Source organism: Methylocystis sp. sgz306128, assembly GCF_056032725.1.
In genome coordinates this window covers 85,668-112,201 of the sequence record NZ_JBVYWO010000002.1, presented here as the reverse complement: position 1 = coordinate 112,201, position 26,534 = coordinate 85,668, and the positions used below count along the sequence as shown (strand labels likewise).

At 60.3% G+C, this 26,534-nt stretch carries 24 protein-coding genes; 11 read left to right on the top strand and 13 right to left on the bottom strand.

The genetic code is table 11. The features are described from left to right. Nucleotides 1-27 precede the first annotated feature (27 nt). The 3 genes from AC0N03_RS04365 to lpdA all read left to right on the top strand — a co-directional run bounded on the left by AC0N03_RS04365 (nucleotide 28) and on the right by lpdA (nucleotide 5,917). Nucleotides 28-2,988 (top strand): 2-oxoglutarate dehydrogenase E1 component, encoded by a 2,961-nt coding sequence (locus tag AC0N03_RS04365; RefSeq protein WP_474287330.1) that lies wholly within the window; start codon nucleotides 28-30, stop codon nucleotides 2,986-2,988. A gap of 35 nt (nucleotides 2,989-3,023) precedes the next feature. Next, nucleotides 3,024-4,274 (top strand): 2-oxoglutarate dehydrogenase complex dihydrolipoyllysine-residue succinyltransferase, encoded by a 1,251-nt coding sequence (gene odhB, locus AC0N03_RS04360; protein WP_474287329.1) that lies wholly within the window; start codon nucleotides 3,024-3,026, stop codon nucleotides 4,272-4,274. A gap of 230 nt (nucleotides 4,275-4,504) precedes the next feature. Continuing rightward, nucleotides 4,505-5,917 (top strand): dihydrolipoyl dehydrogenase, encoded by a 1,413-nt coding sequence (lpdA, locus tag AC0N03_RS04355; RefSeq protein WP_474287328.1) that lies wholly within the window; start codon nucleotides 4,505-4,507, stop codon nucleotides 5,915-5,917. Between the two features lie 161 nt (nucleotides 5,918-6,078). Here lpdA and AC0N03_RS04350 read toward each other — a convergent pair whose 3' ends face one another. Further along, entirely contained in the window at nucleotides 6,079-7,035 is a 957-nt protein-coding gene (locus AC0N03_RS04350) for a tyrosine recombinase XerC (RefSeq protein ID WP_474287327.1), read from the bottom strand. Nucleotides 7,036-7,048: 13 nt separating this feature from the next. Continuing rightward, nucleotides 7,049-7,900: a tRNA glutamyl-Q(34) synthetase GluQRS gene (gene gluQRS, locus AC0N03_RS04345; protein ID WP_474287326.1), complete on the bottom strand. Its 852-nt coding sequence runs from the start codon at nucleotides 7,898-7,900 to the stop codon at nucleotides 7,049-7,051. Between the two features lie 40 nt (nucleotides 7,901-7,940). Here gluQRS and AC0N03_RS04340 point away from each other — a divergent pair, with 40 nt between their 5' ends. Next, nucleotides 7,941-8,597 (top strand): DNA-3-methyladenine glycosylase family protein, encoded by a 657-nt coding sequence (locus AC0N03_RS04340; protein ID WP_474287325.1) that lies wholly within the window; start codon nucleotides 7,941-7,943, stop codon nucleotides 8,595-8,597. On the opposite strand, the gene AC0N03_RS04335 is transcribed toward AC0N03_RS04340, so the two are convergent. The 6 genes from AC0N03_RS04335 to htpG all read right to left on the bottom strand — a co-directional run bounded on the left by AC0N03_RS04335 (nucleotide 8,594) and on the right by htpG (nucleotide 14,989). Continuing rightward, on the bottom strand, nucleotides 8,594-9,337 hold the full coding sequence (locus AC0N03_RS04335; RefSeq protein WP_474287323.1) for a proteasome-type protease: 744 nt from the start codon (nucleotides 9,335-9,337) through the stop codon (nucleotides 8,594-8,596). The genes AC0N03_RS04340 and AC0N03_RS04335 overlap by 4 nt on opposite strands. Before the next feature lie 105 nt (nucleotides 9,338-9,442). Then, nucleotides 9,443-10,267 (bottom strand): transglutaminase family protein, encoded by an 825-nt coding sequence (locus AC0N03_RS04330; protein WP_474287322.1) that lies wholly within the window; start codon nucleotides 10,265-10,267, stop codon nucleotides 9,443-9,445. Between the two features lie 6 nt (nucleotides 10,268-10,273). Then, nucleotides 10,274-11,215 carry an alpha-E domain-containing protein gene (locus AC0N03_RS04325; protein ID WP_474287321.1) on the bottom strand — a complete coding sequence of 314 codons (942 nt, stop codon included), beginning with the start codon at nucleotides 11,213-11,215 and terminating at the stop codon, nucleotides 10,274-10,276. Nucleotides 11,216-11,237: 22 nt separating this feature from the next. Next, nucleotides 11,238-12,653, bottom strand: coding sequence for a circularly permuted type 2 ATP-grasp protein (locus AC0N03_RS04320; RefSeq protein ID WP_474287320.1), 1,416 nt, complete (start codon nucleotides 12,651-12,653; stop codon nucleotides 11,238-11,240). A gap of 110 nt (nucleotides 12,654-12,763) precedes the next feature. Then, entirely contained in the window at nucleotides 12,764-13,084 is a 321-nt protein-coding gene (locus AC0N03_RS04315; RefSeq protein ID WP_474287319.1) for a c-type cytochrome, read from the bottom strand. 18 nt (nucleotides 13,085-13,102) lie between these two features. Beyond that, nucleotides 13,103-14,989 (bottom strand): molecular chaperone HtpG, encoded by a 1,887-nt coding sequence (gene htpG, locus AC0N03_RS04310; protein ID WP_474287318.1) that lies wholly within the window; start codon nucleotides 14,987-14,989, stop codon nucleotides 13,103-13,105. 372 nt (nucleotides 14,990-15,361) lie between these two features. Between htpG and AC0N03_RS04305 the strand changes: the two genes are divergently transcribed. Then, nucleotides 15,362-15,679: a DUF2794 domain-containing protein gene (locus tag AC0N03_RS04305; protein WP_474287699.1), complete on the top strand. Its 318-nt coding sequence runs from the start codon at nucleotides 15,362-15,364 to the stop codon at nucleotides 15,677-15,679. 175 nt (nucleotides 15,680-15,854) lie between these two features. On the opposite strand, the gene AC0N03_RS04300 is transcribed toward AC0N03_RS04305, so the two are convergent. From AC0N03_RS04300 to AC0N03_RS04290, 3 genes are all read right to left on the bottom strand, one after another. Then, nucleotides 15,855-16,601 carry a Bax inhibitor-1/YccA family protein gene (locus tag AC0N03_RS04300; RefSeq protein WP_474287317.1) on the bottom strand — a complete coding sequence of 249 codons (747 nt, stop codon included), beginning with the start codon at nucleotides 16,599-16,601 and terminating at the stop codon, nucleotides 15,855-15,857. A 137-nt stretch (nucleotides 16,602-16,738) separates the two neighbouring features. Continuing rightward, nucleotides 16,739-19,270, bottom strand: a complete 2,532-nt coding sequence (locus AC0N03_RS04295; protein ID WP_474287316.1) for an ABC transporter permease — start codon at nucleotides 19,268-19,270, stop codon at nucleotides 16,739-16,741. After that, nucleotides 19,267-19,935, bottom strand: coding sequence for an ABC transporter ATP-binding protein (locus tag AC0N03_RS04290; protein WP_474287315.1), 669 nt, complete (start codon nucleotides 19,933-19,935; stop codon nucleotides 19,267-19,269). The genes AC0N03_RS04295 and AC0N03_RS04290 overlap by 4 nt, the downstream gene beginning before the upstream one ends. Between AC0N03_RS04290 and AC0N03_RS04285 the strand changes: the two genes are divergently transcribed. From AC0N03_RS04285 to AC0N03_RS04260, 6 genes are all read left to right on the top strand, one after another. Next, a complete protein-coding gene (locus tag AC0N03_RS04285) occupies nucleotides 19,936-20,610 on the top strand; it encodes an arylesterase (RefSeq protein WP_474287314.1) in 675 nt (224 codons plus the stop codon). It begins immediately after the preceding gene. A 72-nt stretch (nucleotides 20,611-20,682) separates the two neighbouring features. Further along, nucleotides 20,683-21,726 carry an aldo/keto reductase gene (locus AC0N03_RS04280; RefSeq protein ID WP_474287312.1) on the top strand — a complete coding sequence of 348 codons (1,044 nt, stop codon included), beginning with the start codon at nucleotides 20,683-20,685 and terminating at the stop codon, nucleotides 21,724-21,726. 119 nt (nucleotides 21,727-21,845) lie between these two features. After that, on the top strand, nucleotides 21,846-22,376 hold the full coding sequence (thpR, locus tag AC0N03_RS04275; RefSeq protein ID WP_474287310.1) for an RNA 2',3'-cyclic phosphodiesterase: 531 nt from the start codon (nucleotides 21,846-21,848) through the stop codon (nucleotides 22,374-22,376). Nucleotides 22,377-22,408: 32 nt separating this feature from the next. Beyond that, on the top strand, nucleotides 22,409-23,047 hold the full coding sequence (locus AC0N03_RS04270) for a LysE family translocator (protein WP_474287309.1): 639 nt from the start codon (nucleotides 22,409-22,411) through the stop codon (nucleotides 23,045-23,047). A gap of 98 nt (nucleotides 23,048-23,145) precedes the next feature. Then, nucleotides 23,146-23,520 (top strand): antitoxin Xre/MbcA/ParS toxin-binding domain-containing protein, encoded by a 375-nt coding sequence (locus AC0N03_RS04265; RefSeq protein ID WP_474287308.1) that lies wholly within the window; start codon nucleotides 23,146-23,148, stop codon nucleotides 23,518-23,520. Next, a complete protein-coding gene (locus tag AC0N03_RS04260) occupies nucleotides 23,517-24,284 on the top strand; it encodes an RES family NAD+ phosphorylase (RefSeq protein WP_474287307.1) in 768 nt (255 codons plus the stop codon). The genes AC0N03_RS04265 and AC0N03_RS04260 overlap by 4 nt, the downstream gene beginning before the upstream one ends. A gap of 119 nt (nucleotides 24,285-24,403) precedes the next feature. On the opposite strand, the gene rlmN is transcribed toward AC0N03_RS04260, so the two are convergent. Beyond that, nucleotides 24,404-25,588 carry a dual-specificity RNA methyltransferase RlmN gene (rlmN, locus tag AC0N03_RS04255; protein WP_474287306.1) on the bottom strand — a complete coding sequence of 395 codons (1,185 nt, stop codon included), beginning with the start codon at nucleotides 25,586-25,588 and terminating at the stop codon, nucleotides 24,404-24,406. Nucleotides 25,589-25,641: 53 nt separating this feature from the next. Continuing rightward, nucleotides 25,642-26,532, bottom strand: coding sequence for a methyltransferase domain-containing protein (locus tag AC0N03_RS04250; protein ID WP_474287305.1), 891 nt, complete (start codon nucleotides 26,530-26,532; stop codon nucleotides 25,642-25,644). Between the last annotated feature and the right edge of the window lie 2 nt (nucleotides 26,533-26,534).

The window sequence follows — 26,534 nt, the reverse complement described above, 5'->3', positions numbered from 1 at the left end:
TATCCGTATTGAAGCGGGAAAAATGCCATGTCACGTCAGGAACAGAACGACATTTTGCTGCAAACCTCTTTCCTCTATGGTGCGAATGCCGCCTATATCGAGGATCTCTATGCGAAATATGAGGTCGATCCGGCCTCCGTCGATGCGCAATGGCAGGACTTTTTCGCCCAGTTGCACGATGATCGCGCCGCAGTAACCTCGAGCGCCCGGGGCGCGTCCTGGAAAAAGCCGAACTGGCCCGTGGCCGCCAATGGCGAACTGGTTTCGGCGCTCGATGGAAACTGGGCCGTTCCTGAACAGAAGATCGCCGAGAAAATCAAGGCCAAGGCCGCCGAGGCCGGTGCGCCGGAGCTGTCTGCCGCCGATATCGCCCGCGCAACCCGGGATTCCGTGCGCGCCATCATGATGATCCGCGCCTATCGCATGCGCGGCCATCTGCATGCCAATCTCGACCCGCTTGGCATAGAGGCCCGCAAGGATCACGAAGAGCTGCATCCTTCATCCTATGGCTTCACGGAAGAGGATTACGACCGTAAGATCTTCATCGACAATGTGCTTGGGCTGGAATTCGCCACCCTGCGCGAGATGCTGGTGATCCTGCGACGCACCTATTGCGGCACGATCGGCTTCGAGTTCATGCATATCTCCGACCCCGCGGCCAAAAGCTGGCTTCAGGAGCGCATCGAGGGGCCGGACAAGGAAATCACCTTCACCAAAGAAGGCAAGCGGGCCATTCTCGCCAAGCTGGTCGAGGCCGAGGGCTTCGAGAAATTCATTGATATCAGATATACCGGCACCAAGCGTTTCGGTCTGGACGGCGGCGAGGCCATGATTCCGGCTCTCGAGCAGATCATCAAGCGCGGCGGTGCGCTCGGTGTGAAGGATATCGTGTTCGGCATGGCGCATCGCGGCCGCCTCAACGTGCTCAGCCAGGTGATGGGCAAGCCGCATCGCGCCATTTTCCATGAGTTCAAGGGCGGTTCTTTCGCTCCGGATGAGGTCGAGGGTTCGGGCGACGTCAAATATCATCTTGGCGCTTCGTCCGACCGCGAGTTTGACAATAACAAGGTGCATCTCTCGCTTACCGCCAACCCTTCGCATCTCGAGATCGTCGATCCGGTGGTGCTGGGCAAGGTCCGCGCCAAGCAGGATCAGCTTGGCGATGTTGTCGAGCGCACACAGGTTCTGCCGCTGCTCATCCATGGCGACGCGGCCTTCGCCGGACAAGGCGTGATTGCGGAATGTTTCGGGCTTTCGGGCCTCAAGGGCCATCGCACCGGAGGCTCGGTGCATTTCATCGTCAATAACCAGATCGGCTTCACCACCTATCCGCGTTATTCGCGCTCCTCGCCCTATCCGTCCGATGTGGCGAAGATGATCGAGGCGCCGATCTTCCATTGCAACGGCGACGATCCGGAGGCCGTGGTCTTCGCCGCCAAGGTGGCGATCGAATTCCGGCAGAAATTCCATAAGCCTGTCGTTATCGACATGTTCTGCTATCGCCGTTTCGGCCATAATGAGGGCGATGAACCGGGCTTCACCCAGCCCCTGATGTACAAGAATATCCGCGCGCACCGCACCACGCTGGAAATCTACGCCGAAAAGCTGATTCAGCAGGGAATCGTGACCCAGGGCGAGGTGGACAAGCTGCGCAATGACTGGCGCTCGCGGCTCGAGGCGGAATATGAGGCCGGTCAGGCCTACAAGCCGAACAAGGCGGACTGGCTGGATGGCCGCTGGTCAGGCCTCAAGGCTGCTCAGGAACTGGCTGACGACGACCGCCGCGGCCAGACCGGCGTCGAACTGGCCCGGCTCAAGGAAATCGGCCTTTCGATCAACAGCGTCCCGGCTGAGTTCAATGTCCATAAAACCATCCAGCGTTTTCTCGACAACCGCGCCAAGATGATCGAGTCCGGCGAAGGGCTGGATTGGGCGCTGGCCGAGGCGCTGGCCTTCGGCACGCTGGTCGATGAAGGCCATCCCGTGCGTCTTTCCGGACAGGATTGCGAGCGCGGCACCTTCTCGCAGCGTCACACGGTGCTGATCGATCAGGAAACCGAAGCCCGCTATATCCCGCTCAACAATATCCGGGACGGGCAGGCGCGTTACGAGGTTATCAATTCCATGCTCTCCGAAGAGGCAGTGCTTGGATTTGAATATGGCTATTCGCTGTCCGAGCCCAATGCGCTCACCATGTGGGAGGCGCAGTTCGGCGATTTCGCCAATGGCGCGCAGGTGGTGTTCGACCAGTTCATTTCGTCGGGCGAGCGGAAATGGCTGCGTATGTCGGGCCTCGTCTGTCTGCTGCCGCATGGCTATGAAGGGCAGGGGCCGGAGCATTCCTCCGCCCGTCTGGAGCGTTATCTGCAGATGTGCGCCGAGGACAACATGCAGGTGGCCAATTGCACCACGCCGGCCAATTATTTCCATATCCTGCGCCGCCAGCTCAAGCGCGATATCCGCAAGCCGCTGATTCTGATGACGCCCAAAAGCCTGCTGCGCCACAAGCGCGCCACCTCGCGGCTTGAGGAATTCGCGCCCGGCACCTCGTTCCATCGCCTGCTTGAGGACGATGCCGAGGTCCTGAAGAACGAAAAGATCAAGCTCGCCAAGGATGACAAGATCCGCCGCGTGATCCTGTGCTCCGGCAAGGTCTATTATGATCTTTACGAGGAGCGCGAGAAGCGCGGAATTGACGATGTCTACATTCTGCGCGTCGAGCAGCTTTATCCTTTCCCGCTCAAGAGCCTTGTGGCGATCCTGTCGCGGTTCAAGCGTGCCGATGTCATCTGGTGCCAGGAAGAACCGAAGAACATGGGGTCCTGGAGCTTTGTCGAGCCTTATATCGAATGGGTGCTGGCTCAGGTGGGCGGCAAGGCCAAGCGTGCGCGCTATGTCGGCCGCGCGGCATCCGCCGCCACGGCCACGGGCCTGATGTCGAAGCATCTTGCCCAGCTCAAGGCATTCCTTGACGAGTCCTTTGCCTGATCTGCCCGCGAATTAAAAATGAATGAGGAAGAACAATGACAACTGAAATTCGTGTCCCGACGCTGGGAGAATCGGTTTCCGAAGCCACCATCGGCAAATGGTTCAAGAAGGTGGGCGATGCAGTCAAGGCCGACGAGCCGCTCGTTGAACTCGAAACCGACAAGGTGACCCTGGAAGTCAACGCGCCTGCCTCCGGCACGCTGGCTGAGATCGTCGCCGCGGATGGCGAGACGGTGGGGGTCGGCGCGCTGCTCGGGCAGATCGCGGCGGGTGCTGGTGGCGTTCCGCCGAGTGCTCGTAACGCAATCCAGTCCGTGACTAGCGAGCACGTCGCTGAGCAGCTGGCTGTTCCGCCCCAATCAAATCGTGCGATCTCATCGACGTCATCGACCTCCATGCCGCTCGCCCCCTCAGCAGCCAAACTGGCCGCAGAAAGCAATATCGACACCAGCGCTATAGTCGGTTCCGGTAAGCGTGGTCAGGTGCTGAAGGGAGACGTGCTCACTGCCATCACTACGGGCGGCGCTTCCGCGTCCACGACGCCGGTTGCGGTTTCATTCCGTGCCCCATCCCCGGCAGATGACGCCGCGCGTGAAGAGCGCATCAAGATGACGAAATTGCGCCAGACTATCGCCCGCCGCCTCAAGGATGCGCAGAATACGGCCGCCATGCTCACCACCTTCAATGAGGTGGATATGAGCGAGGTCATGGCCATGCGCGCCCGATTCAAGGACAGTTTCGAGAAGAAGCATGGTGCCAAGCTCGGCTTCATGGGCCTGTTCGTGAAGGCCTGCGTACAGGCGCTGAAGGAAATTCCAGCCGTGAATGCCGAGATCGACGGCACAGACCTCGTTTACAAGAATTATTACCATGTCGGCATCGCGGTAGGTACCGACAAGGGCCTCGTCGTGCCGGTGGTGCGCGACGCCGATCAGCTTTCTGTCGCCGGAATCGAGAAGAAGATTGCTGAATTCGGCAAGCGTGCCCGCGATGGTCAGCTCAAGATCGAGGAAATGCAGGGCGGCACCTTCACCATCACCAATGGTGGCATTTATGGCTCGCTGATGTCGACGCCGATTCTCAATGCACCGCAATCCGGCATTCTGGGCATGCACAAAATTCAGGATCGTCCGGTGGTTGTCGGTGGCAAGATCGAGATCCGCCCGATGATGTATCTCGCGCTTTCCTATGACCACCGCATCGTCGACGGCAAAGAGGCGGTGACTTTCCTTGTCCGCGTGAAGGAGGCGCTGGAGGATCCGGCACGTCTCGTGCTCGACCTTTAAAAATTCTGCTTGAACAGGCTGAGCGTAAGCGTCCCCTCTCCTTAGGGAGAGGGTCAGGGTGAGTGGGCGTTGTCATTGCGAACGTAAGTGAAGCAATCCATTCCAATTTGCGGATTGCAGCGTCGGCTTCGCCTCCTCGCAAAGACCCCCCCTTTCTCACGCTCTCTTCCTCCTTCGACAGGCTCAGGATGAGGGAGAGGGGAGTTCCAGATCAATTTAGGGAATGTCGCATGTCTTATGATCTCGTTGTTATCGGTACTGGTCCGGGCGGATATGTCTGCGCCATTCGCGCGGCGCAGCTCGGACTGAAGGTGGCTGTCGTGGAAAAGCGCCAGACCTTCGGCGGCACCTGCCTCAACATCGGCTGCATTCCTTCCAAGGCGCTGCTGCATGCCTCTGAGATGTTTCATGAGGCAGCGCATGGTCTGGCGGCGCTCGGCGTGAAGGTGAATGCACCCGAACTCGATATGGCGGCGATGATGAAGCACAAGCAGGATACGGTGGACGCCAATGTCAATGGCGTCGCCTTCCTGCTGAAGAAGAACAAGGTTGAAACATTCACCGGTCTTGGCAGCATTGCCGCGCCGGGCAAGGTGAATGTCACCGCCGAGGATGGCACTTTCAAAACACTGGAGACGAAGAACATCGTCATCGCCACGGGTTCGGACGTGGCAAAACTGCGCGGCGCCGATGGCGAATTCATCGCTGTCGACGAAAAGATCGTCGTGTCCTCCACCGGCGCGCTGACGCTGGAAAAGGTTCCCGGTCATCTCGTCATTGTGGGGGCTGGCGTCATCGGACTGGAGCTTGGCTCGGTCTGGAGGCGTCTGGGCGCGAAGGTCACCGTCATCGAATATCTCGACCGCATCCTGCCCGGCATGGATGGCGAGGTCGCCAAACAATTTCAGCGCATTCTGGAAAAGCAGGGCTTTGCCTTCCGGCTCAGCGCGAAAGTTACGGCTGTCGCTAATTCCGGCGCGGGCGCGGCGGTTTCGTTCGAGCCGGTAGCGGGCGGGGCCGCCGAGCAGCTTGCCGCCGATGTGGTGCTTATCGCCACCGGCCGCACGCCCTATACCGATGGCCTCGGGCTGGAGGCGCTGAACGTTGCCATGGAGCGCGGACGCATCATTATCGACGGCCATTTCGCGACCAATGTTCCCGGCATCTATGCCATCGGCGATGTGGTGCGCGGCCCGATGCTGGCACATAAGGCTGAGGATGAAGGCGTCGCCCTTGCAGAGATTCTGGCTGGCCAGCACGGCCACGTGAATTATGATGTCATTCCCGGTGTTGTCTATACCGTGCCGGAAGTGGCTTCGGTGGGCAAAACTGAGGAAGAGCTGAAGTCCGCCGGCATCGCCTATAAGGTTGGCAAGTTCCCGTTCACTGCCAATGGCCGCGCCCGCGCCATGCGCCAGACCGATGGCTTCGTCAAGATTCTGGCCGATGCGACGACCGACCGCGTTCTGGGCGCGCATATCATCGGCTTTGGTGCGGGTGAAATGATCCATGAGGCGGCGGTGCTGATGGAATTCGGCGGTTCGGCCGAGGATCTGGCCCGCACCTGCCACGCGCATCCCACCATGTCGGAGGCGGTGAAAGAAGCCGCTATGGCGGTGGATAAGCGCCAGATTCACGCGTGACATGCGTCATTGCGAGCGCAAGTGCAGCATCCATTAGCATTGGATTGCCGCGTCGGCTTGGCCTCCTCGCAATGACGGGATCTGATTTTGTAAAATCAGGGCAATTCATGTTTTCATAAACTTAAAAATTCCCTCTCCCCGCTGCGGGGTGAGGGGCGCTATCACTTCGCGCGCGGATGGGCGGCGCGATAGGCGTCCATCAGCCGCACTGAGTCAATCGCTGTATAGATTTGTGTCGTTGAGAGCGAGGCATGGCCGAGCAATTGCTGGATGGTGCGCAGGTCGCCGCCGCCGCTTAAGAGATGCGTGGCGAAGGAATGGCGCAGGGCATGCGGCGTGGCCGTGTCCGGCAGGCCGAGCGCGCCGCGCAGGCGCTCCACCGCGAGCTGGATGAGACGCGGGCTCAATGGCCCGCCGCGCGCTCCCAGAAACAGCGGCCCGTCGCTCAGCGGATAGGGGCAGAGCTTCATGTAATCTTCCACGGCGGCGCGGATCGGCGCAATGATCGGCACGCTGCGTGTCTTGTTGCCTTTGCCGGTGACGGTAAGCTGGTCGCGCAAGCCGACCGGCGCGTCCGCGCAGTCTATCGACAAAGCCTCGGAAATACGCAGGCCGGCGCCATAGAGCAAAGCCAGAACGGCGGCATCGCGCGCCAATATCCAGGCTTCCTGCGCCTCGCCCGCACGGATATCCGGCGAGGCCATGGCTTTGGCCGCTCCCGCTGCAATGGGTTTTGGCAGGCTGCGCGCCAGTTTGGGGCTGCGCACGGCTGAAAAGGGCGCGGCGAGGCCCTTGCCCTCCCGTTCCAGATGGCGGGCGAAGGAGCGGATTCCGGCAAGGCTGCGCATCAGGGTGCGGCTGGACGCCTCTTCCCGCCGCCGCGCGGCCATGAATGCGCGAATTTCTCCGGGTTTCAGGCTTTTCATCATGGCGAAATCAACCGGCGCGCCCATATGCTGCGCAAGAAACGCAATGAACTGGCGCAGATCGCGGGCATAGGCCTCCAGTGTCCGGGGTGACATCCGCTTCTGGTTTTGCATCTCGCCGAGCCAGACCTGCGCTTCAAGCGCGAGAGCTTCGGCGGCACCGGCAAATAGCGCGTTTGGCGTTCTGGTCATGGTTCAGATTTGCTCATAATGCTGAATTGTCCGTTAAGCCGATCATGCGCCGGATATCGGATGCGCTTGCACCCTCGCTCCGCCATTGCCGCAGCGGCTTCGAGAACTGGCTTTTTGCCAGCTTGTTGCCTTCATCATCCAGCAGCAGGCGGTGGTGGCGGTAAAGCGGCGTCGGCAGGTGCAGCAGCGCCTGCAGCAGGCGATGGATATGCGTGGCCGAGAAGAGATCCATGCCGCGCACGACATGGGAGACATTCTGGGCGGCATCATCTACCACAACGGCCAGATGGTAGGATGTGCCGATATCCTTGCGCGCGAGCACAATATCGCCCCACAGCAGCGGCTCGGCACGCACCGGCGCCGCTATTCCTTCCTCGTGCCAGAATAATTCAGGCTGAAGCGCGCAGGCGCGCTGCATGTCAAGGCGCAGGGCACAGGGCTCGGAAGCCATCCGGCGTTCCTGCTCCGCCGGATCGAGCGCGCGGCAGGTGCCGGCATAGAGCGGCGCTCCCAGCGGATCGCGGCCCCGGCTGGCACTACCCAGCGCCGAACGGCTGCAAAAACAAGGGTAAAGCAGCGGCTTGAGTTTGTGCAGCGCTTGCTTGTAGACGGGCATCCGGGTTGATTGGCGCAGGACGGGTTCGGGCCAATCAAGCCCCAGCCAGCGCAGATCCTCGAATATGGCGCTTTCGAACCGGGGGCGGCAGCGCGTGGTGTCGATATCCTCGATCCGCAGCAGGAAGGTGCCGTGCGCAGCCTGTGCCAGATCGAAATTCAGCAGCGCCGAATAGGCATGGCCGAGATGAAGAAAGCCATTGGGCGAGGGCGCGAAGCGGAAAACGGGTGGCGAATGATGTTCTGTCATGGTGAGATGACAAATCTAGCACCAAATCCTGGGGTAAGACATGCCGGTTCATCAATTGCCCACATTCATCCGTTCGGAAGCGGATCTGGAGAGCCATATCATGGCCCTGAGCGGCATCGCCCCTGAATTCGCGCCCATATACGGACAAACCGGCCTCCCGCCGCTGCGCCGGCATGATCCCGGCTTCGGCGGGCTGTTGCGCATCATCGTTTCGCAGCAGGTTTCCGTGGCGGCGACAGCAGCTATCATGGCGCGGATCGAGGCGGCTCTGGCGGCGCCCTGCGCCGCCGACTTTCTGTACATGGACGAGGCCGGATTGCGTGCGCTTGGCCTGTCCGCGCCAAAAATCCGCACACTCAGGGCTTTGAGCGCCGCCGTGGAGGCTGGCGCGCTTGAGCTTGCGCATCTTGAGCATATTCCGGCACAGGAGGCCCGTGCGGCTTTATGCGCCATCAAGGGCATAGGCCCCTGGACCGCCGACGTGTTCCTGCTGTTCAGCCTTGGCCATGTCGATATATTTCCCGCTGGCGATCTCGCCCTGCAGGAAGCGGCGCGGCTGATGCTGGCGCTTGAGCAGCGGCCGGATGCGGCGCAGATGGCGCAGCTTGCTGCACGCTGGCAGCCGTTCCGGTCTGCCGCGGCACGTTTGCTCTGGGCCTATTACCGGCTGACGAAGGGCCGCAGCGGCGTGGTTTAGTCGGCGGCCTTGCCATAGGGCGGTGCGGGAATGTTGTTATGCGCCTGCCGCAGCGCCGCCGACCAGCGCTCCGAGAGATCGTGGAAATAATTGTCGCCGGCATCAATCCGGCGGCTGATGTCCCAGTTCATTTCATTGTCCCGCAAGACGACGACATCCAGCGGCAGGCCGACGCCGAGATTCGAACGCATTGTCGAATCCATCGAGATCAGCGCCAGTTTCAGCGCATCATGCAGGCCGGTGGCATAACGCACGGCGCGGTCGAGGATCGGCTTGCCATATTTATGCTCGCCGATCTGCAGATAGGGTGTATCGACCGTTGCCTCGATGAAATTTCCGGCCTTGTAAAGCATGAAAAGGCGCGGCGGTTGGCCCGGCATCTGCCCGCCGAACAGCATCGAGACGTCGAGCGTCGCGCCGGCCTGTTCCAGAGCCGGGCCGTCCGAGCGATAGACCAGCCGGATCACCTCGCCGATAAACTGTGCGGCGCGGAACATATTGGGCTGATCAAGCAGGGTCTGCGTCCGGCCGTCGATCTCGATACCCTCGCGCAGAAGCGAGATCACCGCCTGCGTGAAGGCCAGATTACCCGCCGTGGCGATGGCCAGCATCTTTTCATTCTGGCGCTCGAATACGTGCAGCTTGCGAAAGGTGGAAATATTGTCGAGTCCGGCATTGGTGCGCGTATCGGCCAGCATCACCAGACCGTCCTTTACCAGCAATCCCACGCAATATGTCACGATCTTCCTCCGCCGGTTCTGTCAGAACAGGACCACATTTGCCCGGATCGGCTGCGGTTTTCAAGTCCGGATGCCTGAATACCGGCCCGGCGCCTTTTCAACTGATCATTCTTCGATGATTTGCCGTGTCGCGCTGACTTCCACCCTGACATTGAGTTGTTCGTCCTGTCCGCCGATACGCGCGCCGCGCACCGGGGCGGCATCGGCTGAATCCAGACCGCAGGCGACACGGATATAGCGATCCGTGGTTGAAAGACCATGGGCCGGATCAAAGCCGATCCAGCCAAGGCCATCGACATGGGCCTCCGCCCAGGCATGGCCGGCATCCTGTTCATGCGTGTCGGTGCGCAGGAAATAGCCGCCAATGTAGCGTGCTGGAATTTTGACAGCCCGGCAGGCGCTGACAAAAATCTGGGCGAGATCGGCGCAAACCCCCTTTTTCTGCGCAAAGGCCTCTGCGGCGGTTGTCGCTGGTGTTGTATCGCCGGGGACAAAGGCGACTTTCTCGTGAATTGCGGCGTTGAGCTTATGCAGGAAGGGCAGGGCCGCGCCGCCTTCGCTGGCGGCCAGCCGCCGGGCGAACATGCGGATTCCGGCATCGGAATGCGTAAGCCAGGAATCGCGCAGCCAGAGGCCGAGGGGAAGCCGCTCTGCAGTTCCCGTGATGAAGCCGTGGGTATTGTGCGTTTCAATCTCGCCCTCGACAGTGACCTTCATCGACTCGATCGGGCCTTCGATTGAAAATGTATGGGTCACGTTGCCGTAGGGGTCCTCATCACGGTAAAGGCGATAATCGGCATCGACCTCAAGCCGCCAGTATTTGACAAACTGGCCATCGTGATTGCGCGGCGTCAGGCGCAGAATCTGCACCGCCGAGAGGGCGGGCGTGCCGTAATGATAAGAGGTCTCGTGCCGGATTTTCAGACGCATGGCGGTTTACTGCAGATATTGCGCGGCCAGCGCTGCGCCAAGCCTGTTGTTGTCGCCGATGAAGCCGGAGAGAAACTCATGCAGGCCCGATTGAAACAGGGCATCGATCCTCCGGTTCTGCAGACTGGTCAGCGTTGAGCGGGCGATGCGCTGGCTCGCGCCCTGACGGCCATAGGTTTCGGCGATCATATCAAGAAACTGATTGATTCCGCCATAGATGGACACAAGCGAGCGCGGCTGCTCGGGCCGCAAAATCAGAAAATCGGCGACAAGCCAGGGCTTGACAGTCTCGCGGTAGACCCAGTGGAACGAGGTCAGGCCCGAGACGGAACGCAGCAGGGAGGTCCATTGGAAATAATCAAGGCCGCCGCCCACGGGCTCGGCATCGGGCAGAAGCACATGGTATTTCACGTCGAGCAGGCGGGCGGTGTTGTCCGCGCGCTCGATCAGCATGCCCAGACGCTGAAAATAATAATGGTCTGTGCGCAGCATAGTGCGGTAGGCCGCGCCATCGAATTGCAGCGACATATCCTTGATGAAATGCAGGAAACGGCCAAGTTCGTTGTTTTTCAGATCCTGCGCCCGGAATTTTTGCATCTTCTGCCAGCATTCATTGATGATTTCCCACATTTCCGTGGTGAGGGCGGTGCGCACGGCGCGGGCGTTGGCGCGGGCAATTTCAATGCAATTGCGGATGGAATTCGCGTTGCTTTCGCCGCTGACCAGAAAATCTATGACATTTTCCCGGGTGGCTTTGTCATGCACCGCGTAGAAACTGGCGTCGCAGCAGGCGGTCGAAATGGCGCCCTCCCATTCGTTCGACGTTCCGGCAAAGGCCGAAGGCAAGGTTGCGAGGCGCGCTGCCACGTCGATGATGCGGGCGAGATTTTCCGCGCGTTCGACATAGCGCGCCAGCCAGAACAAATTGTCAGCAGTACGGCTCAGCATGCTTCAGCTCCGCTCAATCGGCTCATTCCGTGACCCATGTGTCTTTTGTGCCGCCGCCCTGACTCGAATTGACGACGAGCGAGCCCTTTTTCATCGCGACGCGCGTCAGGCCGCCGGGCACGATTTCAACGCCGTCGGCGCCTGAGAGAATGAAAGGCCGCAGGTCGACATGGCGCGGGGCAAGCCCGGCGTCGACAAAACAGGGTACGGTGGACAGCGCCAGCGTTGGCTGGGCGATGAAACCTTCCGGATGCGCTCTGAGTTTGGCGCGGAAGGTCTCGATCTCGGCCTTGCTGGCATGCGGCCCGACAAGCATACCATAGCCGCCCGAGCCGTTGACTTCCTTGACCACCAGTTCCTTGAGGTGATCGAGCACATATCGGAGAGCTTCCGGCTCGCGGCAGCGCCATGTGGGTACATTATTCAGGATGGGCTCCTCGCCGAAATAGAAGCGGATAATGTCCGGCATGTAGGAATAGATCGCCTTGTCATCGCTGATTCCGGTGCCCACCGCATTGGCCAGCGTGACATTTCCCGCCTTGTAGGCCGACATCAGTCCGGGTACACCGAGCGTGGAATCGGGCCGGAAGGTGAGCGGATCAAGAAATTCGTCATCGAGGCGGCGGTAGATCACGTCGACGCGCTGGGGCCCCTCGGTTGTGCGCATGAACACGCAATTATTACGCACGAAGAGGTCGCGGCCTTCCACAAGCTCGATGCCCATCTTATCGGCGAGGAAGGAATGTTCATAATAGGCCGAATTATATTGTCCGGGCGTCAGCAGCACCACGGTGGGTTCGCGCGTTGCGGTTTTCGGTGCGACCGAACGCATGCAGGACAGCAGTTTGTCGGGATAATCCTCGACGGGGCGGATGCGATATTGTGCGAATAATTCCGGAAACAGGCGCAGCATCGCCTCGCGGTTTTCCAGCATGTAGGACACGCCGGACGGCGTTCGTGCATTATCTTCGAGCACGTAGAACGTATCTGCGGCAACGCGCACGATATCAATGCCTGAAATATGGACATAAATATCCGCAGCCGGACGGAACTGCATCATTTCCGGGCGAAAGGCCGGGTTCTGGAAGATCAGTTCTTCCGGAACGATGCCTGCGCGGATGATGTCGCGCCCGCCATATATATCTCCGATGAAGCGATTGAGCGCCTTGACGCGCTGTTCCAGACCAAGGGTAAGACGCTGCCATTCGTCGCCGGACAGAAGCCGCGGCACGATATCGAAGGGAATCAGCCTTTCCGTGCCCTGTGCATCACCGTAAACGGCAAAGGTAATCCCAATTCTGCGGAAAAAGGCTTCCGCTTCGGCGAAGCGGTTGGACAGAACATCAAGCGGCATGGCCTCGAACCAATCCGCCAGCCGGGCGTAGACCTCCCGGGTGGCTCCGTCCGTCCCCCGCATCTCATCGAAAATTCCGGCCATGGAGCGTCGCTTTCATTGATGGTTCCATCCATGATGAAGCAAGACAAATGCCAGCACCAGCCTGTATCCGCAGGCTTGATGCATTTTGATATATTAAATCTGCAGGCTGATTATTTGATGGGCGGCAGCGAGGCGTAATATTCGGCCAGTTCGCGGATCTCGGAGTCAGAAAGTTCCCGGGCGATGAACTTCATTTCGGCATGTTTGCGCGTGCCCTTGCGGAATGCCTTGAGCTGATTGGCAAGATAGGCCACATGCTGGCCCGCGAGATTGGGAATTTCGACGTCCCTGCCAATGCCGTCCGTCGTATGGCAGGGCGCGCAGACGCTGGCGGCGATTTCAGGCACGGGCAGCGGTTCTGCCCGGACGGACTGGCCGACGGAAAGAAAAAGGCCCAAACCGATGACGACGCCGGACAGACGATGTTTCATAGTTTGGGCCTTTCCTAATTATGCGAGCGACCGGGCGAGCACGCGTTCCACACGGGCCGCAAAGGCTACAATATCCTGCGGGGCTTCTCCTTCAAGCAATTTCGCCTGATCGAAGATCAGGAAGGTGCCGTCTTCCAGCAGGGATTTGTCCGAATCATTGACATGATTGGCCAGACTTTTCACCAGCGCATGGCCTGTATTAATCTCGAGCACCGGCTTCGACATGGTGGACAATTGGCCGTGCATGTTCAGAATACGCTCCAACGCGCGGTTCTGCCCGCCCTCCGGGGCGATGAGGCAGGCCAGCGACGTGGCGAGCCGGTCTGATTTACGCACATCGGCGACGGAATCGCCGAGCTTTTCCTTCATGTAGGCGATAAGGCTGGCTGTATTGGCATCGAGTTCTTCCACTTTCGGGGCTTCTGCGCCGTCGAGCAGCGGAATGAGGCCAAGATCGGCTGCACCCTGCGCCACAGATTTGAATGGCTTGCCGTCATAACCCAGCGCGTTCATGGTCCAGAAAGCGTCGATCGCATCGGGCAGCAGCAGCACCTCTATGCCGCGCGCTTTGAAGCCTTCCAGCTGCGGGCTGACGGCGAGGCGCTTGATATCCTGCCCGACGAGATAGTAGATCGCCGTCTGGTTGGGACGCAGGTCCTTGACGTAATCGGCGAGCGTCCGGTTGGCCTCCTCCGATTTTGTCGAGGCGAAGCGCGCAAGTCTGAACAGATCGTCGCGCCGTTCCATCTCCTCGTAGAGACCTTCCTTGATGACGGCGCCGAAATTGTCCCAGATTTTCCGGAACGTGTCCGGGTCATTTTCCGCGCACTTAATCAGATCCTGCAGGATGCGGTTGGCGATGGCCTTCTTGATGGCGCCGAAAACCGGACTTTGCTGAATCATCTCGCGTGAGACGTTGAGCGGGATATCGGCGGAATCGACGACGATGCGCACGAAGCGCAGCCAGCCCGGCAGAAGGTCGGACGAGTCGCTGATGAGCACGCGCCGCACATAAAGCTTGCCCTTGCCCTTGCGCTCCGGCTCGAACAGATCGAAGGGCCGGCTGCCGGGTATGAAGGCCAGCACATGATATTCATAGCGCCCTTCGGCCCGCCAATGGATGGTGAGCGCGGGTTCGTCAAACTGGCCCGAGAGATTGCGGTAGAAGTCCTGATAATCCGCGGCCGTGATCTCGGCTTTGGGCTTTGCCCACAAAGCCATGCCCTGACTAAGGCGCTGTGGTTCCTTGCCGGATTCCTCGATCAGGTCGATAGGTACCGAAATGGCGTTGGAATGCTGGCCGATGATGTTGCTGAGCGTGAAAGCCTGCGCAAACTGAGTTGAATCCGCATTGAGGTCGAGAATAACGCGCGTGCCGCAGGCGGGCGCCTCTTCCAGTGCAAGCGGCGAAATCTCATAAGTGCCCTTGCCGTCCGATACCCAGCGGAAGGCGGCGTCGCTGCCTGCGCGCCGTGTCTCCACGACAACCTTGTCGGCCACCATGAAGGCGGAATAAAAGCCAATGCCGAACTGCCCGATCAGCTCTGGCGCGGCCTTGCCTTCCTCCAGCTTGTCAAGGAAGCTTTTGGTGCCGGAGCGGGCGATGGTGCCCAGTGCCTCGGTGAGATCGGCCTCGTTCATGCCGATGCCGTTGTCAGATATGATCAGCCGGTTCTGATCGGGCTGGGCGGCGATGGTGATGGCGAAAGCATGGCCTTCATTCAGCAAAGCCGGATTTTGCACGGCTTCGTAGCGCAGCTTTTCGCAAGCATCGGCGGCATTGGAAATGAGTTCGCGCAAGAATACGTCGCGCTCGGAGTAAATGGAGTGCACCATCAGGTGCAGGAGTTTGGCAACATCCGCAGTAAAGGCCTGCGACTTTGGCGCGTTCAACGTTTCACTCATGTTTTCCCCCTTGTTGGTGCCGCTAGATATTTGTGTGCGGCCGCTGCTTTTCAAGGAGAAAAAAAGGGCCGGAAGATTTTCATCTTGCCGGCCCGAATTGGCTGAACTGGTGGCGATACGAGAGCAACCGGAGGGTTGGGGGGCAATTCCAAGGTTGCTCGTCAAGTCCGCCGTCAAGCCATGGTGCCAATTAATACCCTGTCTTTGGCGCAGAGAAGGCAAGATCGCGGCAAAAGTAAGATTTGTTGATTTTCATCCTCTTGCGGCGGAAGGTAGTTTTCGCCATCATGACAGGCAGATGACGGAGGTTGCATGAGCGAGCTTGAGGGAACGCCAAAGGTCGGGCAGGTTCTCGATTATGGCCTGAAGCACATGTCCCGGGCCGCGCCGGCGCAGGTGACATTCGAGCGCGGCGAGCTTACCCTGATTCTTGCCCTTTATGGACGCAATGTCGCCGCCGGCGAGTGGCGCGATTATGCGATTGATTTTCTGAAGGACAAGGCGGTGTTCAGCGTCTTTCGCCGCGCGACCGAGGTTGCGCTTTACCGCATAGAAAAAGACCCCCGTCTTGCAAGGAAGCAGGGGGCCTTCAGCGTCGTGAATTCGGCGGGACTGATTCTCAAGCGCGGACACGACCTGCACCGCGTGCTGCAGAGCCTGGAGCCGCGCCCCAGACTATCCGTCGTCTGAAGTTGAAGCAAAATGGCGCTTCAACCTGGGGTCTGGCCTGACCCCTTGAGTGATTGCCTGTTTCAGATGCCGCGACAAGCTCAGGAGAAACAGAGGAAATGCGCCTTCTCCCCTGATCCTGATTTTGTCAAAGGATGCGGGGAGAAGGCGATGATCCTGTCAGGACGCGCCGGTTTTAGCGGCGGTCGCCGAATATATAGAGCAGCGCCTGGAACATGTTGATGAAGTCCAGATAAAGCTGCACGGCACCATGGATGGACTTGCGCTGCATCGTATCGTAGCTGTCGCCTTCCCAGTACATCTGCTTGATGGCCTGTGTGTCCCAAGCGGTCAGACCGGCGAAAATGACGATCGACAACACCGACAGCATGAACTGCATCTGGCTGCTCTGCAGGAAGAGATTGACGAGGCTTGCGATGATCAGCCCGAAAAGACCCATCACCATAAAAGCGCCCATCGCGCTCAGATCCTTGCGCGTCGTATAGCCGAAAAGGCTGAGCGAGCCGAAGGAAGCTGCGGTCAAGAAGAAGACGCGCGTCACCGACTGGCCGGTGTAGCGCAGCAGCAAGGTCGACATGCTGACGCCCATCAGCGCCGAGAAGACGAAGAAGAGGGTGCGCAGCGTCGGGGTGGAAACCCGGCTGTTCATGGCGAAAATGATGCCCAGCGGCGCCAGAATCACGAGCCACATCAGCGGGCTGTGATAAAGCGCGTAGCCTGCGGCTGTCAGATGCAGCCCGGCGGCGTCCTGCGTGACTGTGAGCATATTGGTGCCAAGCGCCGTCACACCGGTGATGGCGAGGCTGAGCGTCATGTAATTATAGACCCCCAGCATGTATTGGCGAAGGCCCTGATCCATGACACGGGCAGACGACCCGGCCACTGAACCAGCGCGTGAAGAATTGAATCGCATGTCAGACATGTTACCCTCGTTATATGCGCCGCCTGCCCGATGAATATATTCATCTCCGGCAACCGGACATGCTGGTAATATGGGCGTAATTTATGGCTTTCACAAGGCCAATGTCGTTGTAAAAGGCGAGACGGACCGGCCAAAGCTTACATGTTGCGCAGATATCGTGCCGGGCGAAGGCCCAGAATACGCCAGGTTCCGGCAAGGCCAAGTCCGATCATCAGCAGCATGGCCAGCGCCGCAATCATGAGATCCGCCGGAACATGCATGTTAAAGGGAAATTTCATCAGGTTATTGATAATGAAATAAGCTCCCAGCACTCCGGCGAAGCCCGCGATTGCGGCGCTGGCGAGGCTGATCAGCGTGAATTCGAGCACAAGAACGGCAAGCAGGCGCCTCCGGCTGGCGCCTAGTGTTTTCAGGATAACCGCTTCATAGCTGCGCGCGCTCTGGGCCGCGCTCAGCGCACCGGCCAGAACCAGAACCGCCGCGACCCAGACCACCGACGAGGCCGCGCGGATGGCATTGGCCAGTTGCGCGACAAGTTTCTGGGCAAGATCGAGCGCATCGCGGACATTGAGGCTGGTCAGCGTGGGAAAGCGGGCGCTAGCCGCTTTGAGGATTCTTGCATCCTTTGCCGGATCATCTCTCGCGTTGGTCAGGGTCGCCAGATAGGTTGCCGGTGCTCCGGCGAAAGTATCGGGCGAGAACACCATGACGAAATTCATCGAGAAGCTGCGCCAGTCCACCTTGCGCAGGTTGGCGATGCGCGCCGTGACCGGCCGTCCAAGCACATTGACCGTGATCGTGTCGCCGATGGCGACATGAAGGCCATTGGCAATCTCGCCTTCCAGCGAGACGAGCGGCGGGCCGGAATAATCCGCCGGCCACCACGCGCCCGCGCTCAGCGCCGAGCCGTCGGGCAGGGTTGAAGAGAAGGTGATGCCGCGGTCTCCCTGCAGCACCCAGGCGGCGCTGTCGTCGACTTTAGCGGCATCGGCGGGCGCGCCGTTGAGCTTGACAATGCGTCCGCGCATCATCGGCACCATGTCGAGCCTGCCCTGCGGCGCTTCCTCGCCGATGAAGCTGCGGAATGCCGGACGGTCAGCGTCGCGGATATCCAGAAAGAAGAAGCTCGGCGTCTTGCCGTTTTCGCCAGCGGCAAGGCTGGCGCGTATATTGAGATCGACTTCCATCACCGTCAGCAGCAACGTGAGCCCGAGGCCGATGGAGAGCGTCATTGCCGGCGTCAGGCCGCCGGGGCGCTGGATATGGCTCAGGGCCAGACGCAGATTGAGCCAGGGCAGGCGCAGGTGCCGGGCCAGACGCATGAGCGCTGCGGCAGAAATGCGAAACAGACCCAGCGTCAGCAGGCTGCCGAGGCAATAATAGGCTGCCAGCCGGTGATTTTGCGTTGTGGCCACGGCAAGAGCGAAAAGCGCGCCGCCGCTGGCCGCGGCAATCAGCCAGGCGGAGGTGCGGCGCCCGGTCGGCTGCAGCAGGCTCTGGTCGCGGAACAGCGCCGCCACGCTCATGTCCCGGGCCCGGGCAAGCGGAAGGATCGAAAAGGCGAGCGCGGTCAGCAGGCCATAGGCAATGGCGAGGGCGATGCCCTGCCCGTCAAGCGCGGGCACCAGTTCAAACGGCAGCAGGCTATGCGCCAGAGGGGCGAGAGCGAAGGGCAGCAGCGCCCCCGCAGCGACGCCAATGACAATGCCGATGAGGGTGACAAGCCCGATTTCCATGAGCATGATGCGCAGGACGCGCCCCGGCGTTGCGCCAAGCGCCTTGTAAATGGCGATGATTTCTCGCTTGCGGTCGAGGAAGGCCTTGACCGCATTGGCCACGCCGATACCGCCCACCAGAAGCGCGGTCAGGCCCACCAGCGTCAGAAACTGCGTAAAGCGCGTGATGTTGCGCTCGAACTCCGGCGAGACATTGAGCCGGCTGCGGCTCTGCCAGCCTGCATCGGGAAAAGCCTTGTTTGCATCTGCGATGGCCTGCTCCGGATCGCGGGCATCGGGCTGGCTGAAGGCTATGCGATAGGTCCAGCGAACCAGCGCGCCGGGCTGGATGAGGCCGGTTTTGTCCAGCGCCGCGTCCCGCATGAGAATGCGCGGGCCAAGGCCAAACCCGTTGGAGAGTTGATCCGGCTCCTGCGTGATCGTGCCGCGAATGACGGCGGTCAGAGTGCCGATGTGAATCGGATCGCCGATTTTGACATTGAGCCGGGGCAGGAGAATCGGTTCCACGAGCACGCCGAATGTGCCGTCTGCCGCGTCGAGCGCTTTTGCCGCTGCTTCGGGCGGATCGCTTTGCAGCGTGCCGAGCGCGGGGTAATCCTCACCTACGGCTTTGATTTCCACCAGTGTTGCGTCGCCTTTGTCGTTGCGGCCCATGGCGCGCAGGCTGACGATGCGGCTGACGCGGCCCAATGTGCCGAAATAGGCCAGTTGCTGCGCGGTGGCGGGCTCGTGGATGCTGGAGAAGCTGACGTCGCCGCCAAGAATAATACGCGATTGCGCGCTCAATCCCTGCATCAGGCTGGCGGCAAGGCTGTTGACGCCTGAAATCGCAAAGACCCCGAGGGCGATACAGGCGAGAAAAATGGTGAAATGTCGCAAGGTGCCGCGCATGTCGCGCCGCGCCAGCCGCAGATCGGTGACCAGAGCGCTCAAGGGCCGGCCTCGATCTGTCCTGAGCGCAGGCGGATCTGCCTGCCGCAGAGCTGGGCCAGCGCCATGTCGTGCGTGACCAGAACCAATGTGGCGCCGCGCTCCGCCCGCAAGGCAAAGATCAATTCCATGATGGCCCTGCCATTGGCATCGTCCAGATTGCCGGTTGGTTCGTCCGCCACCAATATGGCCGGGTCCGGCGCCAGCGCCCTGGCTATTGCCACGCGCTGCTGCTCTCCGCCCGACAATTGCGCCGGATAATGATTAAGCCGCTCGCCGAGGCCGACACGCTCCAGCTCCTGCCGGGCGCGGGCAAAAGCATCGGCGCGCCCTGCCAGTTCCAGAGGCACGGCCACATTTTCCAGCGCCGTCATGGTGGGGATGAGATGAAACGACTGGAAGACTATGCCGATATGTGCGCCGCGGAACCGGGCAAGCGCGTCTTCGTCGAGCCGCGTGATGTCTGTGCCATTGACCTCTATCCGTCCGGAATCGGGACGCTCCAGCCCTGCCATGGTCATGAGCAGCGTCGATTTGCCGGAGCCGGAGGGTCCGAGCAGCGCCACGGCCTCGCCCCGGGCGATCTGCAGCGAAATGTTCCTGAGAATTTCGACGCGCGAGGCGCCCTCGCCAAGGGTCAGCTGGACTTGTGACAGGGAGATCACCATATGGGACGCAGTCAAGGCAAACCTTTGCGGGATAAGATGTTCAGATCATATGGGCCGGTTCGCCGGTTTCTCCAATGGGCCTCTCTGGTTTTTTTGCTGCTGCCCGCTGTTGCGCAGGCGCGGCAGCTGCAGATCGTCGCCTTCGGAGATTCGCTCACCGCCGGTTATCTTCTGCCGGAGCAGGATGGCTTCGCGGCCCGGTTGCAGGCGGCCCTGCGCGCGGCGGGGGATGATGTCGCCGTCATCAATGCCGGCGTATCCGGCGATACGGCCAGCGATGGCGCGGCGCGGGTGGATTGGTCCGTGCCGGAGGGGACGGATCTCGTCATTCTGGAGCTGGGCGCCAACGACATGCTGCGCGGGCTCGATCCGGGAGTGACGCATGATGCGCTGGCGCAGATCCTCTCACGCCTTCAGGCCCGCAAGATTCCGGTCCTGTTGTGCGGCATGAAGGCCGCGCCCAATCTTGGCGAGGCATACGGGCGCCGCTTCGAGGCGCTTTATCCCGAGCTGGCGCAAGCCTTCAAGGTGCCTCTATACCCGTTCTTTCTTGACGGCATGGCGCGTGACCCGGCCTATACGCTGGCGGATGGCATGCATCCCAACCGCGCGGGCGTGGATATCATCGTTGCCCGTATCCTGCCCATTGTGCGCGCACTCTTGGCGCATACTTGAAATTGTTCTATTCAGGGGCATCTTCCGCCCTTGTCGGGCAACATTCTCCCCAACGCTTATCTGGAGCATTTTATGCAATTGCGACAACTTGGCCGGACCGGTTTGATGGTTTCGGAAATTTGCCTCGGCACGATGACATTTGGTCAGCAGAACACCGAAGCCGAAGGTCATGAGCAAATGGATTATGCCCTCGATCAGGGCATCAATTTCTTCGATACAGCAGAGCTTTATGCCATTCCGCCCAGACCGGAAACACAAGGCTCGACGGAGAAAATCATCGGCTCCTGGTTCAAGGCCCGCAAAAACCGCGACAAGGTCATTCTGGCGAGCAAGGTGGTCGGCCGCACAGCCATGTCATGGTTCCGCAACGGCCGCCCGGCCGAGCTTAACCGCAGGGATATGACCGAGGCGCTTGAAGGCTCGCTCAAGCGTCTTGGCACCGACCATATCGATCTTTATCAGCTGCACTGGCCCGATCGCCCCGTGGCGATTTTCGGCGCCGACGACAATGTTTTCCGCCCGCACAGCGGCGCCGAAAACCCGGTCGAGGAAATTGTCGATGTGCTGACATCCTTCGTCAAGGCCGGGAAAATCCGGTATTTCGGCCTGTCGAATGAAACCGCATGGGGCACGATGAAATTTGTCTCGGCTGCGGAGCGGAGCGGCGGCGCACGGGTTGTTTCCATTCAGAATGCCTACAATCTTCTCAACCGCACATTTGAGATCGGGCTCGCCGAAGTCGCCATGCGCGAAAATGTGGGCCTGCTGGCCTATTCGCCGCTGGCGCAGGGCTATCTCACCGGCAAATATCTGCGAGGCGCCCGTCCGGCCGGCGCGCGCAGCACCTTGTTCAATCGCGGCCAGCGCTATGAAAAGCCCGGCGCGGAAGAGGCGATCGAGAAATATGTCGCGCTGGCGCGCGAATTCGGCATGGATGCTGCGCAAATGGCGCTGGCATTCGTCACAAGCCGCGTGTTTGTCACGTCCAACATCATCGGCGCGACCACCATGGAGCAACTCAGGAACGATATAGCCTCGGTGCATGTGCATATTTCGCCGGAACTGGAGGCGCGCATCAATGCGATCCACCAGCTTCACTGCAATCCCTGCCCCTGACAGGCCGAATTTTTCAGGCCGGACAATGTCTGGCCTGTGAATTGCTTGGCTGGAGACTGGTCACTGGCGGGCTAAATTGTTAGCCTGTTGGTGATTCGGCTCATAGACGGGAGGCTGCAATGCCCCGCTTGTTCACTGGCCTAGAAATTCCGGGTCCGCTCGCGCAGGAATTGTCCCTGTTCCGGGGAGGGATTGCCGGAGGACGATGGATCGATCCGGAAAACTATCACATCACGCTGCGCTTCATCGGCGACATTGATCACGCCACAGCGCGCGACATTTTCTTCACTCTGGAGAAAATCCGCCGCTCGTCCTTCACGGTTACGCTGGCGGGTCTCGACTTTTTCGGAGGGGACAAGCCGCGCGCCATTGTCGCCAGGGCGCAGGCCGCGCAGCCGCTCGTCGAACTGCAGGCCGAGCAGGAACGGCTGCTGCGGCGCATAGGCCTTGAGCCGGAGCCGCGCAAATTCACGCCGCATGTGACGCTCGCCCGGCTGCGTCAGGCTTCGCCGTTTGCTGTGGCCGATTATCTGAGCGCGCGGGGCTTTCTGTCGCGCAAGTTCGAGGCGCAGCGCTTCGTGCTTTATTCCTCGCGCGACTCGGTGGGCGGCGGGCCATATCAGATCGAGGCGGCCTATCCGCTGCTTTGACACGGACGCTGTTTCCGTACCATGATAGAGACATGAATTTCCTGCCTTCGCCCTCCGTTCTCGCCGGCTTTACGGCTGCCTGCGTCATACTGGCCCTGACGCCCGGCCCCGACATGACCCTGTTTCTGAGCCGCACGCTCTCAGGCGGGCGTAAGCTTGGTCTTGCCGCCCTGCTCGGTGCTTCCGCCGGTCTTGTGGTTCATGCCACGCTGGCGGCTTTTGGCCTTTCGGCACTGCTGGCAGCCTCGGTCACCGCCTTCACCGTTCTCAAGATCATCGGCGGATTCTATCTCCTGTGGCTGGCCTATCAGGCCATCCGCCATGGTTCGGCCCTGTCGCTCGCCAAATCCGATGGAAAGGTGAATTATCTTGCGACTTTTGCCACCGGCATCGGCATCAATCTCACCAATCCGAAAATCGTGATCTTCTTCCTGACCTTCCTGCCGCAGTTCGTTGAGGCGGGAGATGCCCATGCCAGCGGCAAATTTCTATTTCTCGGGCTCTATTTTCTTGTGCTGGGCACTTTGCTCAATATTGCCGTGCTGCTGCTGGCCGGAAAGTTCATTCATGCCGTCAAGACAAATCCGAAGGCATTGCGCGGCTTTGATTTTGGCTTTGCCGGGCTGATGGGCCTGTTCGCGCTGCGGCTGTTTACAGCGCAGGGGCGCTAGAATGAGTGCTGCGCGCAAAAGCAGCTTCAATATGCGCATATGAATTGCTGAGGAATGAAAGCTATGCTATTCTTTCTATAGAAAGAAAGAAGAGTGCTATGCCGCGTGTGCACCCCAAGCTTGATTCTCAGGAAGAGATTGTCTTTGCCAAGGCGCTGCGCAACGCTGCCGATTACTGGGGCCTGACCAACAGCCAGCTTGGCGACATGATCGGCCTGAGCGAGGCGAGCGTTTCGCGGCTGAAGAATGGTCAATATTTGCTTGAGCGGCATGGCAAGCCCTGGCAGCTCGCGGCCATTTTCCTGCGGATATTCCGCGGTCTTGACGCCTATATGGGCGGCCATCTTGAAAACGAGAAGATCTGGCTGCGGGCCGACAACAAGGCTCTTGGCGGCGCGCCGATCGATCTGATGCGCACTGTCGAGGGTCTTGCCGGCGTCGTGCAATATATCGATCATATGCGTGGCAAATGACCGGCGATCTCCTCTCGCTGCATCTGCCTGACTATTTTCAGACCTATGAAAATGAAATTTTCCGGCTGGTCGAAGACCAATATTTCATCGCGACCCGCAAGCTAGTCGACAGCGACGAGGAACAGCGGATTCTCGAGGATATTCTGGATGCGTCGAAGCCGCCGGTCCTGCAAAGCAATGCGCGCGGACCGCTGCATTACCTGCTTTTCACGCCCTTCCGCTATCCGCCGCTGAAAGCGGGCGGGCGCTTTCATACGCGGGCCGAGCAAAGCCTGTTTTATGCCGCGCAGGAGATAGAAACAGCCATGGCTGAGGTGGCCTATCACAGATTTCTGTTTCTTGAACACGCGCAAGCCGGATTTCAGCCGATGCAGGTGCCTTACACGCATTTTGCCGCCGATGTGGCGTCCGGCCGGGCGCTGCGCCTTACCCATGCGCCGTTCAGCGCGCATCGCGCCGATATCAGCCATCCGTCGAGCTATGCCTTTTCGCAGCGACTGGGCAGCGCCATGCGCACGGCAGGCGTCGAATTATTCACTTATATGTCGGCCCGGCGCACTGACGGCGTCAATGTCGGCCTGTTTTCGCCCGATGCCTTTGCGCGCAACAAGCCCGTCCCTGGCAAAGAGGGACGCTGGAGCCTCTATGTCAGCGCCGGTTCTGTCGAATTCAAGCGGGCGCATATTTCCGACAACCGCATGGAAACCCATGTCTTCCGGATAGAGGACTTTCATGTCCGTGGCCTGTTTCCGCTGGTCTTCTGACCCGCGCCGCAGTTCTTCGCTTCGCAGGCATGCCGCGCGAACAGTTCTCGTTCTTTCTCGACCTTCGACAAGCTCAGGATGAGCGGAAGCGGGGCGATCTGGCCTGTGCGGAAAACGGGTTAATCCGCGCCCAGCGCCAGACTTTCCTCCAGCATGAGCCGCGCGCGGGCACGCATCTTCTCAGTTTCGGATTTGAGCTGGCCGCAGGCGGCGAGAATGTCGCGGCCGCGCGGCGTGCGCACCGGCGAGGCATAGCCGGCGTTGAACACCACTTCCGAAAATTTCTCGATCACATCCCAGTCCGAGCATTCATATTTCGTCCCCGGCCAGGGGTTGAACGGAATAAGGTTGATTTTGGCCGGAATGCCTTTCAGCAGCCGCACGAGTTCTTTCGCATCCTTGATCGAATCGTTCACGCCCTTGAGCATGACGTATTCAAAGGTGATGCGCCGGGCATTCGAGGCGCCGGGGTAGTCCCGGCAGGCCCTGAGCAGGTCATTGATCGGATATTTCTTGTTGAGCGGCACCAATTCGTCGCGCAGTTCATTGCGCGTCGCATGCAGCGAAATGGCCAGCATCGTGCCCATCTCGCGGCCAAGCGCCTCGATCTGCGGCACCACGCCCGATGTCGAGACGGTGATGCGGCGGCGCGAAAGGCTGAGGCCCTCGCCGTCGCTCATCACGTCAATCGCGTCGCGCACTTCGTCGAAATTGTAGAGCGGTTCGCCCATGCCCATGAACACGATGTTCGAAACGGCGCGCACGCCTTCGCCGGAGGGCAGCAATCCGCCGTCGTCGGGCGGCGTGAGGCCGGGAAAATCGCCGATTCTGTCGCGCGCCATCACCAATTGCTGCACAATCTCCTGCGCGGTGAGGTTGCGCACGAGGCGCTGCGTGCCGGTGTGGCAGAAGGTGCATGTCAGGGTGCAGCCCACCTGGCTGGATACGCACAGCGTGCCGCGGTCGCTTTCCGGAATATAGACGCATTCGATCTCGGCGCCTTTGTCATGCGGGCCGGTCGGCGGCATTTTCATCAGCCATTTGCGGGTGCCGTCCTGCGAGACCTGCTCGGTGACGACCTCCGGCCGGGCGAGCGTAAAATGCGCGGCCAGTCTGGCGCGGAGCGGCTTGGCAATGTTGAGCATGGCGTCAAAAGATTGCACGCCGTGAAAATAGATCCAGTGCCAGAGCTGGGCGACGCGCATCCTGATCTCGCGGTCAGGCACGCCGATCTCGCGCAGCGCTGCGGCGAGCTGCACGCGCGTGAGCCCGACCAGAGAGCGGGCGGCTGAGGGCGAAGTCATATTGTCAGTCATGGGCGGGGATATAGTGCAAAAAAGCCGTTTCGCCAAATGGTTTAGCTTTTTTGTTCCCTGACGTTGAGCGCATCGGCAAGGCGCATGCGGGCGGAGCCGGGCCTGAGCGGCTTTTGCTGGCTTGGGTCGGGCGCCCAGCCCGAGAGCCAGATTATCTCGAAAGTGGCGCGGATCCGTCCATCCGCATCCGCGAAATTGGCGGCATATAATTCGGCCGCGCGCAAAATGATATCGCGGCGCAGAAAGCGCCGGCTGCGGCTGGCGAGGATGTTGGTTGCGCCCATGGCGCGCAGATCGCGCATCAGGGCGAACATGTCGCCATAGCGCACCGTCAGGCTGTCGATATCGGTGACGGGCAGCGCAAAACCGGCACGCTGCAGCAGGGCGCCCATGTCGCGCAGATCGGCGAAAGGCGCAACGCGCGGGCTGGCGCCGCCGGCAATATCGCTTTCCGCCTGCGTCAGACAATGGCGCAGTTCGCCAAGGCTCTGGCCGCCGATCATCGCGGCAAGAAACAGGCCGTCGGGCCTGAGTTGCCGCCGGATCTGCACCAGCATTCCCGGCAGGTCATTGACGAACTGCAGGCCGAGGGCAGACACGGCAAGATCGAAGGGCTGCTCATGCTGCGGCAGGATTTCGTTATCAATGACGCCGCAGGTCCAGTTTCCGGCGCCGGCCAGCGCCGTATCGAGCACAAGGCGATGACATGAGGGCGCGGCAATTGCCTGCACCAGTAGCGGCGCGGGCGTCATCACATCCAGCACCGTCTCAAACCGGCGCGAGACGGTGGCCAGGCGTTCGGTCAGATCCTGCGCCACATGCGCCAGCAGAAAATCGGCGGCACCGAGGGTACGGGCACGCAGAAGCCTTGCGCGCAGCAGCGGAATATCGAAAATGGTCTGGGTCACGCCGTCTATATGGCGCGCGGACAAGC

Excerpts from the sequence above, each read along its gene's own strand:
- AC0N03_RS04315 (WP_474287319.1), bottom strand. The coding sequence starts at position 13,084 with ATGAAACATCGTCTGTCCGGCGTCGTCATCGGTTTGGGCCTTTTTCTT.
- lpdA (WP_474287328.1), top strand. The coding sequence starts at position 4,505 with ATGTCTTATGATCTCGTTGTTATCGGTACTGGTCCGGGCGGATATGTC.
- AC0N03_RS04320 (WP_474287320.1), bottom strand. The coding sequence starts at position 12,653 with ATGGCCGGAATTTTCGATGAGATGCGGGGGACGGACGGAGCCACCCGG.
- AC0N03_RS04300 (WP_474287317.1), bottom strand. The coding sequence starts at position 16,601 with ATGTCTGACATGCGATTCAATTCTTCACGCGCTGGTTCAGTGGCCGGG.
- AC0N03_RS04340 (WP_474287325.1), top strand. The coding sequence starts at position 7,941 with ATGCCGGTTCATCAATTGCCCACATTCATCCGTTCGGAAGCGGATCTG.
- rlmN (WP_474287306.1), bottom strand. The coding sequence starts at position 25,588 with ATGACTTCGCCCTCAGCCGCCCGCTCTCTGGTCGGGCTCACGCGCGTG.
- AC0N03_RS04350 (WP_474287327.1), bottom strand. The coding sequence starts at position 7,035 with ATGACCAGAACGCCAAACGCGCTATTTGCCGGTGCCGCCGAAGCTCTC.
- odhB (WP_474287329.1), top strand. The coding sequence starts at position 3,024 with ATGACAACTGAAATTCGTGTCCCGACGCTGGGAGAATCGGTTTCCGAA.
- AC0N03_RS04290 (WP_474287315.1), bottom strand. The coding sequence starts at position 19,935 with ATGGTGATCTCCCTGTCACAAGTCCAGCTGACCCTTGGCGAGGGCGCC.
- AC0N03_RS04270 (WP_474287309.1), top strand. The coding sequence starts at position 22,409 with ATGAATTTCCTGCCTTCGCCCTCCGTTCTCGCCGGCTTTACGGCTGCC.
- AC0N03_RS04330 (WP_474287322.1), bottom strand. The coding sequence starts at position 10,267 with ATGCGTCTGAAAATCCGGCACGAGACCTCTTATCATTACGGCACGCCC.
- AC0N03_RS04325 (WP_474287321.1), bottom strand. The coding sequence starts at position 11,215 with ATGCTGAGCCGTACTGCTGACAATTTGTTCTGGCTGGCGCGCTATGTC.
- AC0N03_RS04285 (WP_474287314.1), top strand. The coding sequence starts at position 19,936 with ATGGGACGCAGTCAAGGCAAACCTTTGCGGGATAAGATGTTCAGATCA.
- AC0N03_RS04260 (WP_474287307.1), top strand. The coding sequence starts at position 23,517 with ATGACCGGCGATCTCCTCTCGCTGCATCTGCCTGACTATTTTCAGACC.
- AC0N03_RS04280 (WP_474287312.1), top strand. The coding sequence starts at position 20,683 with ATGCAATTGCGACAACTTGGCCGGACCGGTTTGATGGTTTCGGAAATT.
- thpR (WP_474287310.1), top strand. The coding sequence starts at position 21,846 with ATGCCCCGCTTGTTCACTGGCCTAGAAATTCCGGGTCCGCTCGCGCAG.
- AC0N03_RS04305 (WP_474287699.1), top strand. The coding sequence starts at position 15,362 with ATGTCCCGGGCCGCGCCGGCGCAGGTGACATTCGAGCGCGGCGAGCTT.
- htpG (WP_474287318.1), bottom strand. The coding sequence starts at position 14,989 with ATGAGTGAAACGTTGAACGCGCCAAAGTCGCAGGCCTTTACTGCGGAT.
- AC0N03_RS04265 (WP_474287308.1), top strand. The coding sequence starts at position 23,146 with ATGCCGCGTGTGCACCCCAAGCTTGATTCTCAGGAAGAGATTGTCTTT.
- gluQRS (WP_474287326.1), bottom strand. The coding sequence starts at position 7,900 with ATGACAGAACATCATTCGCCACCCGTTTTCCGCTTCGCGCCCTCGCCC.
- AC0N03_RS04365 (WP_474287330.1), top strand. The coding sequence starts at position 28 with ATGTCACGTCAGGAACAGAACGACATTTTGCTGCAAACCTCTTTCCTC.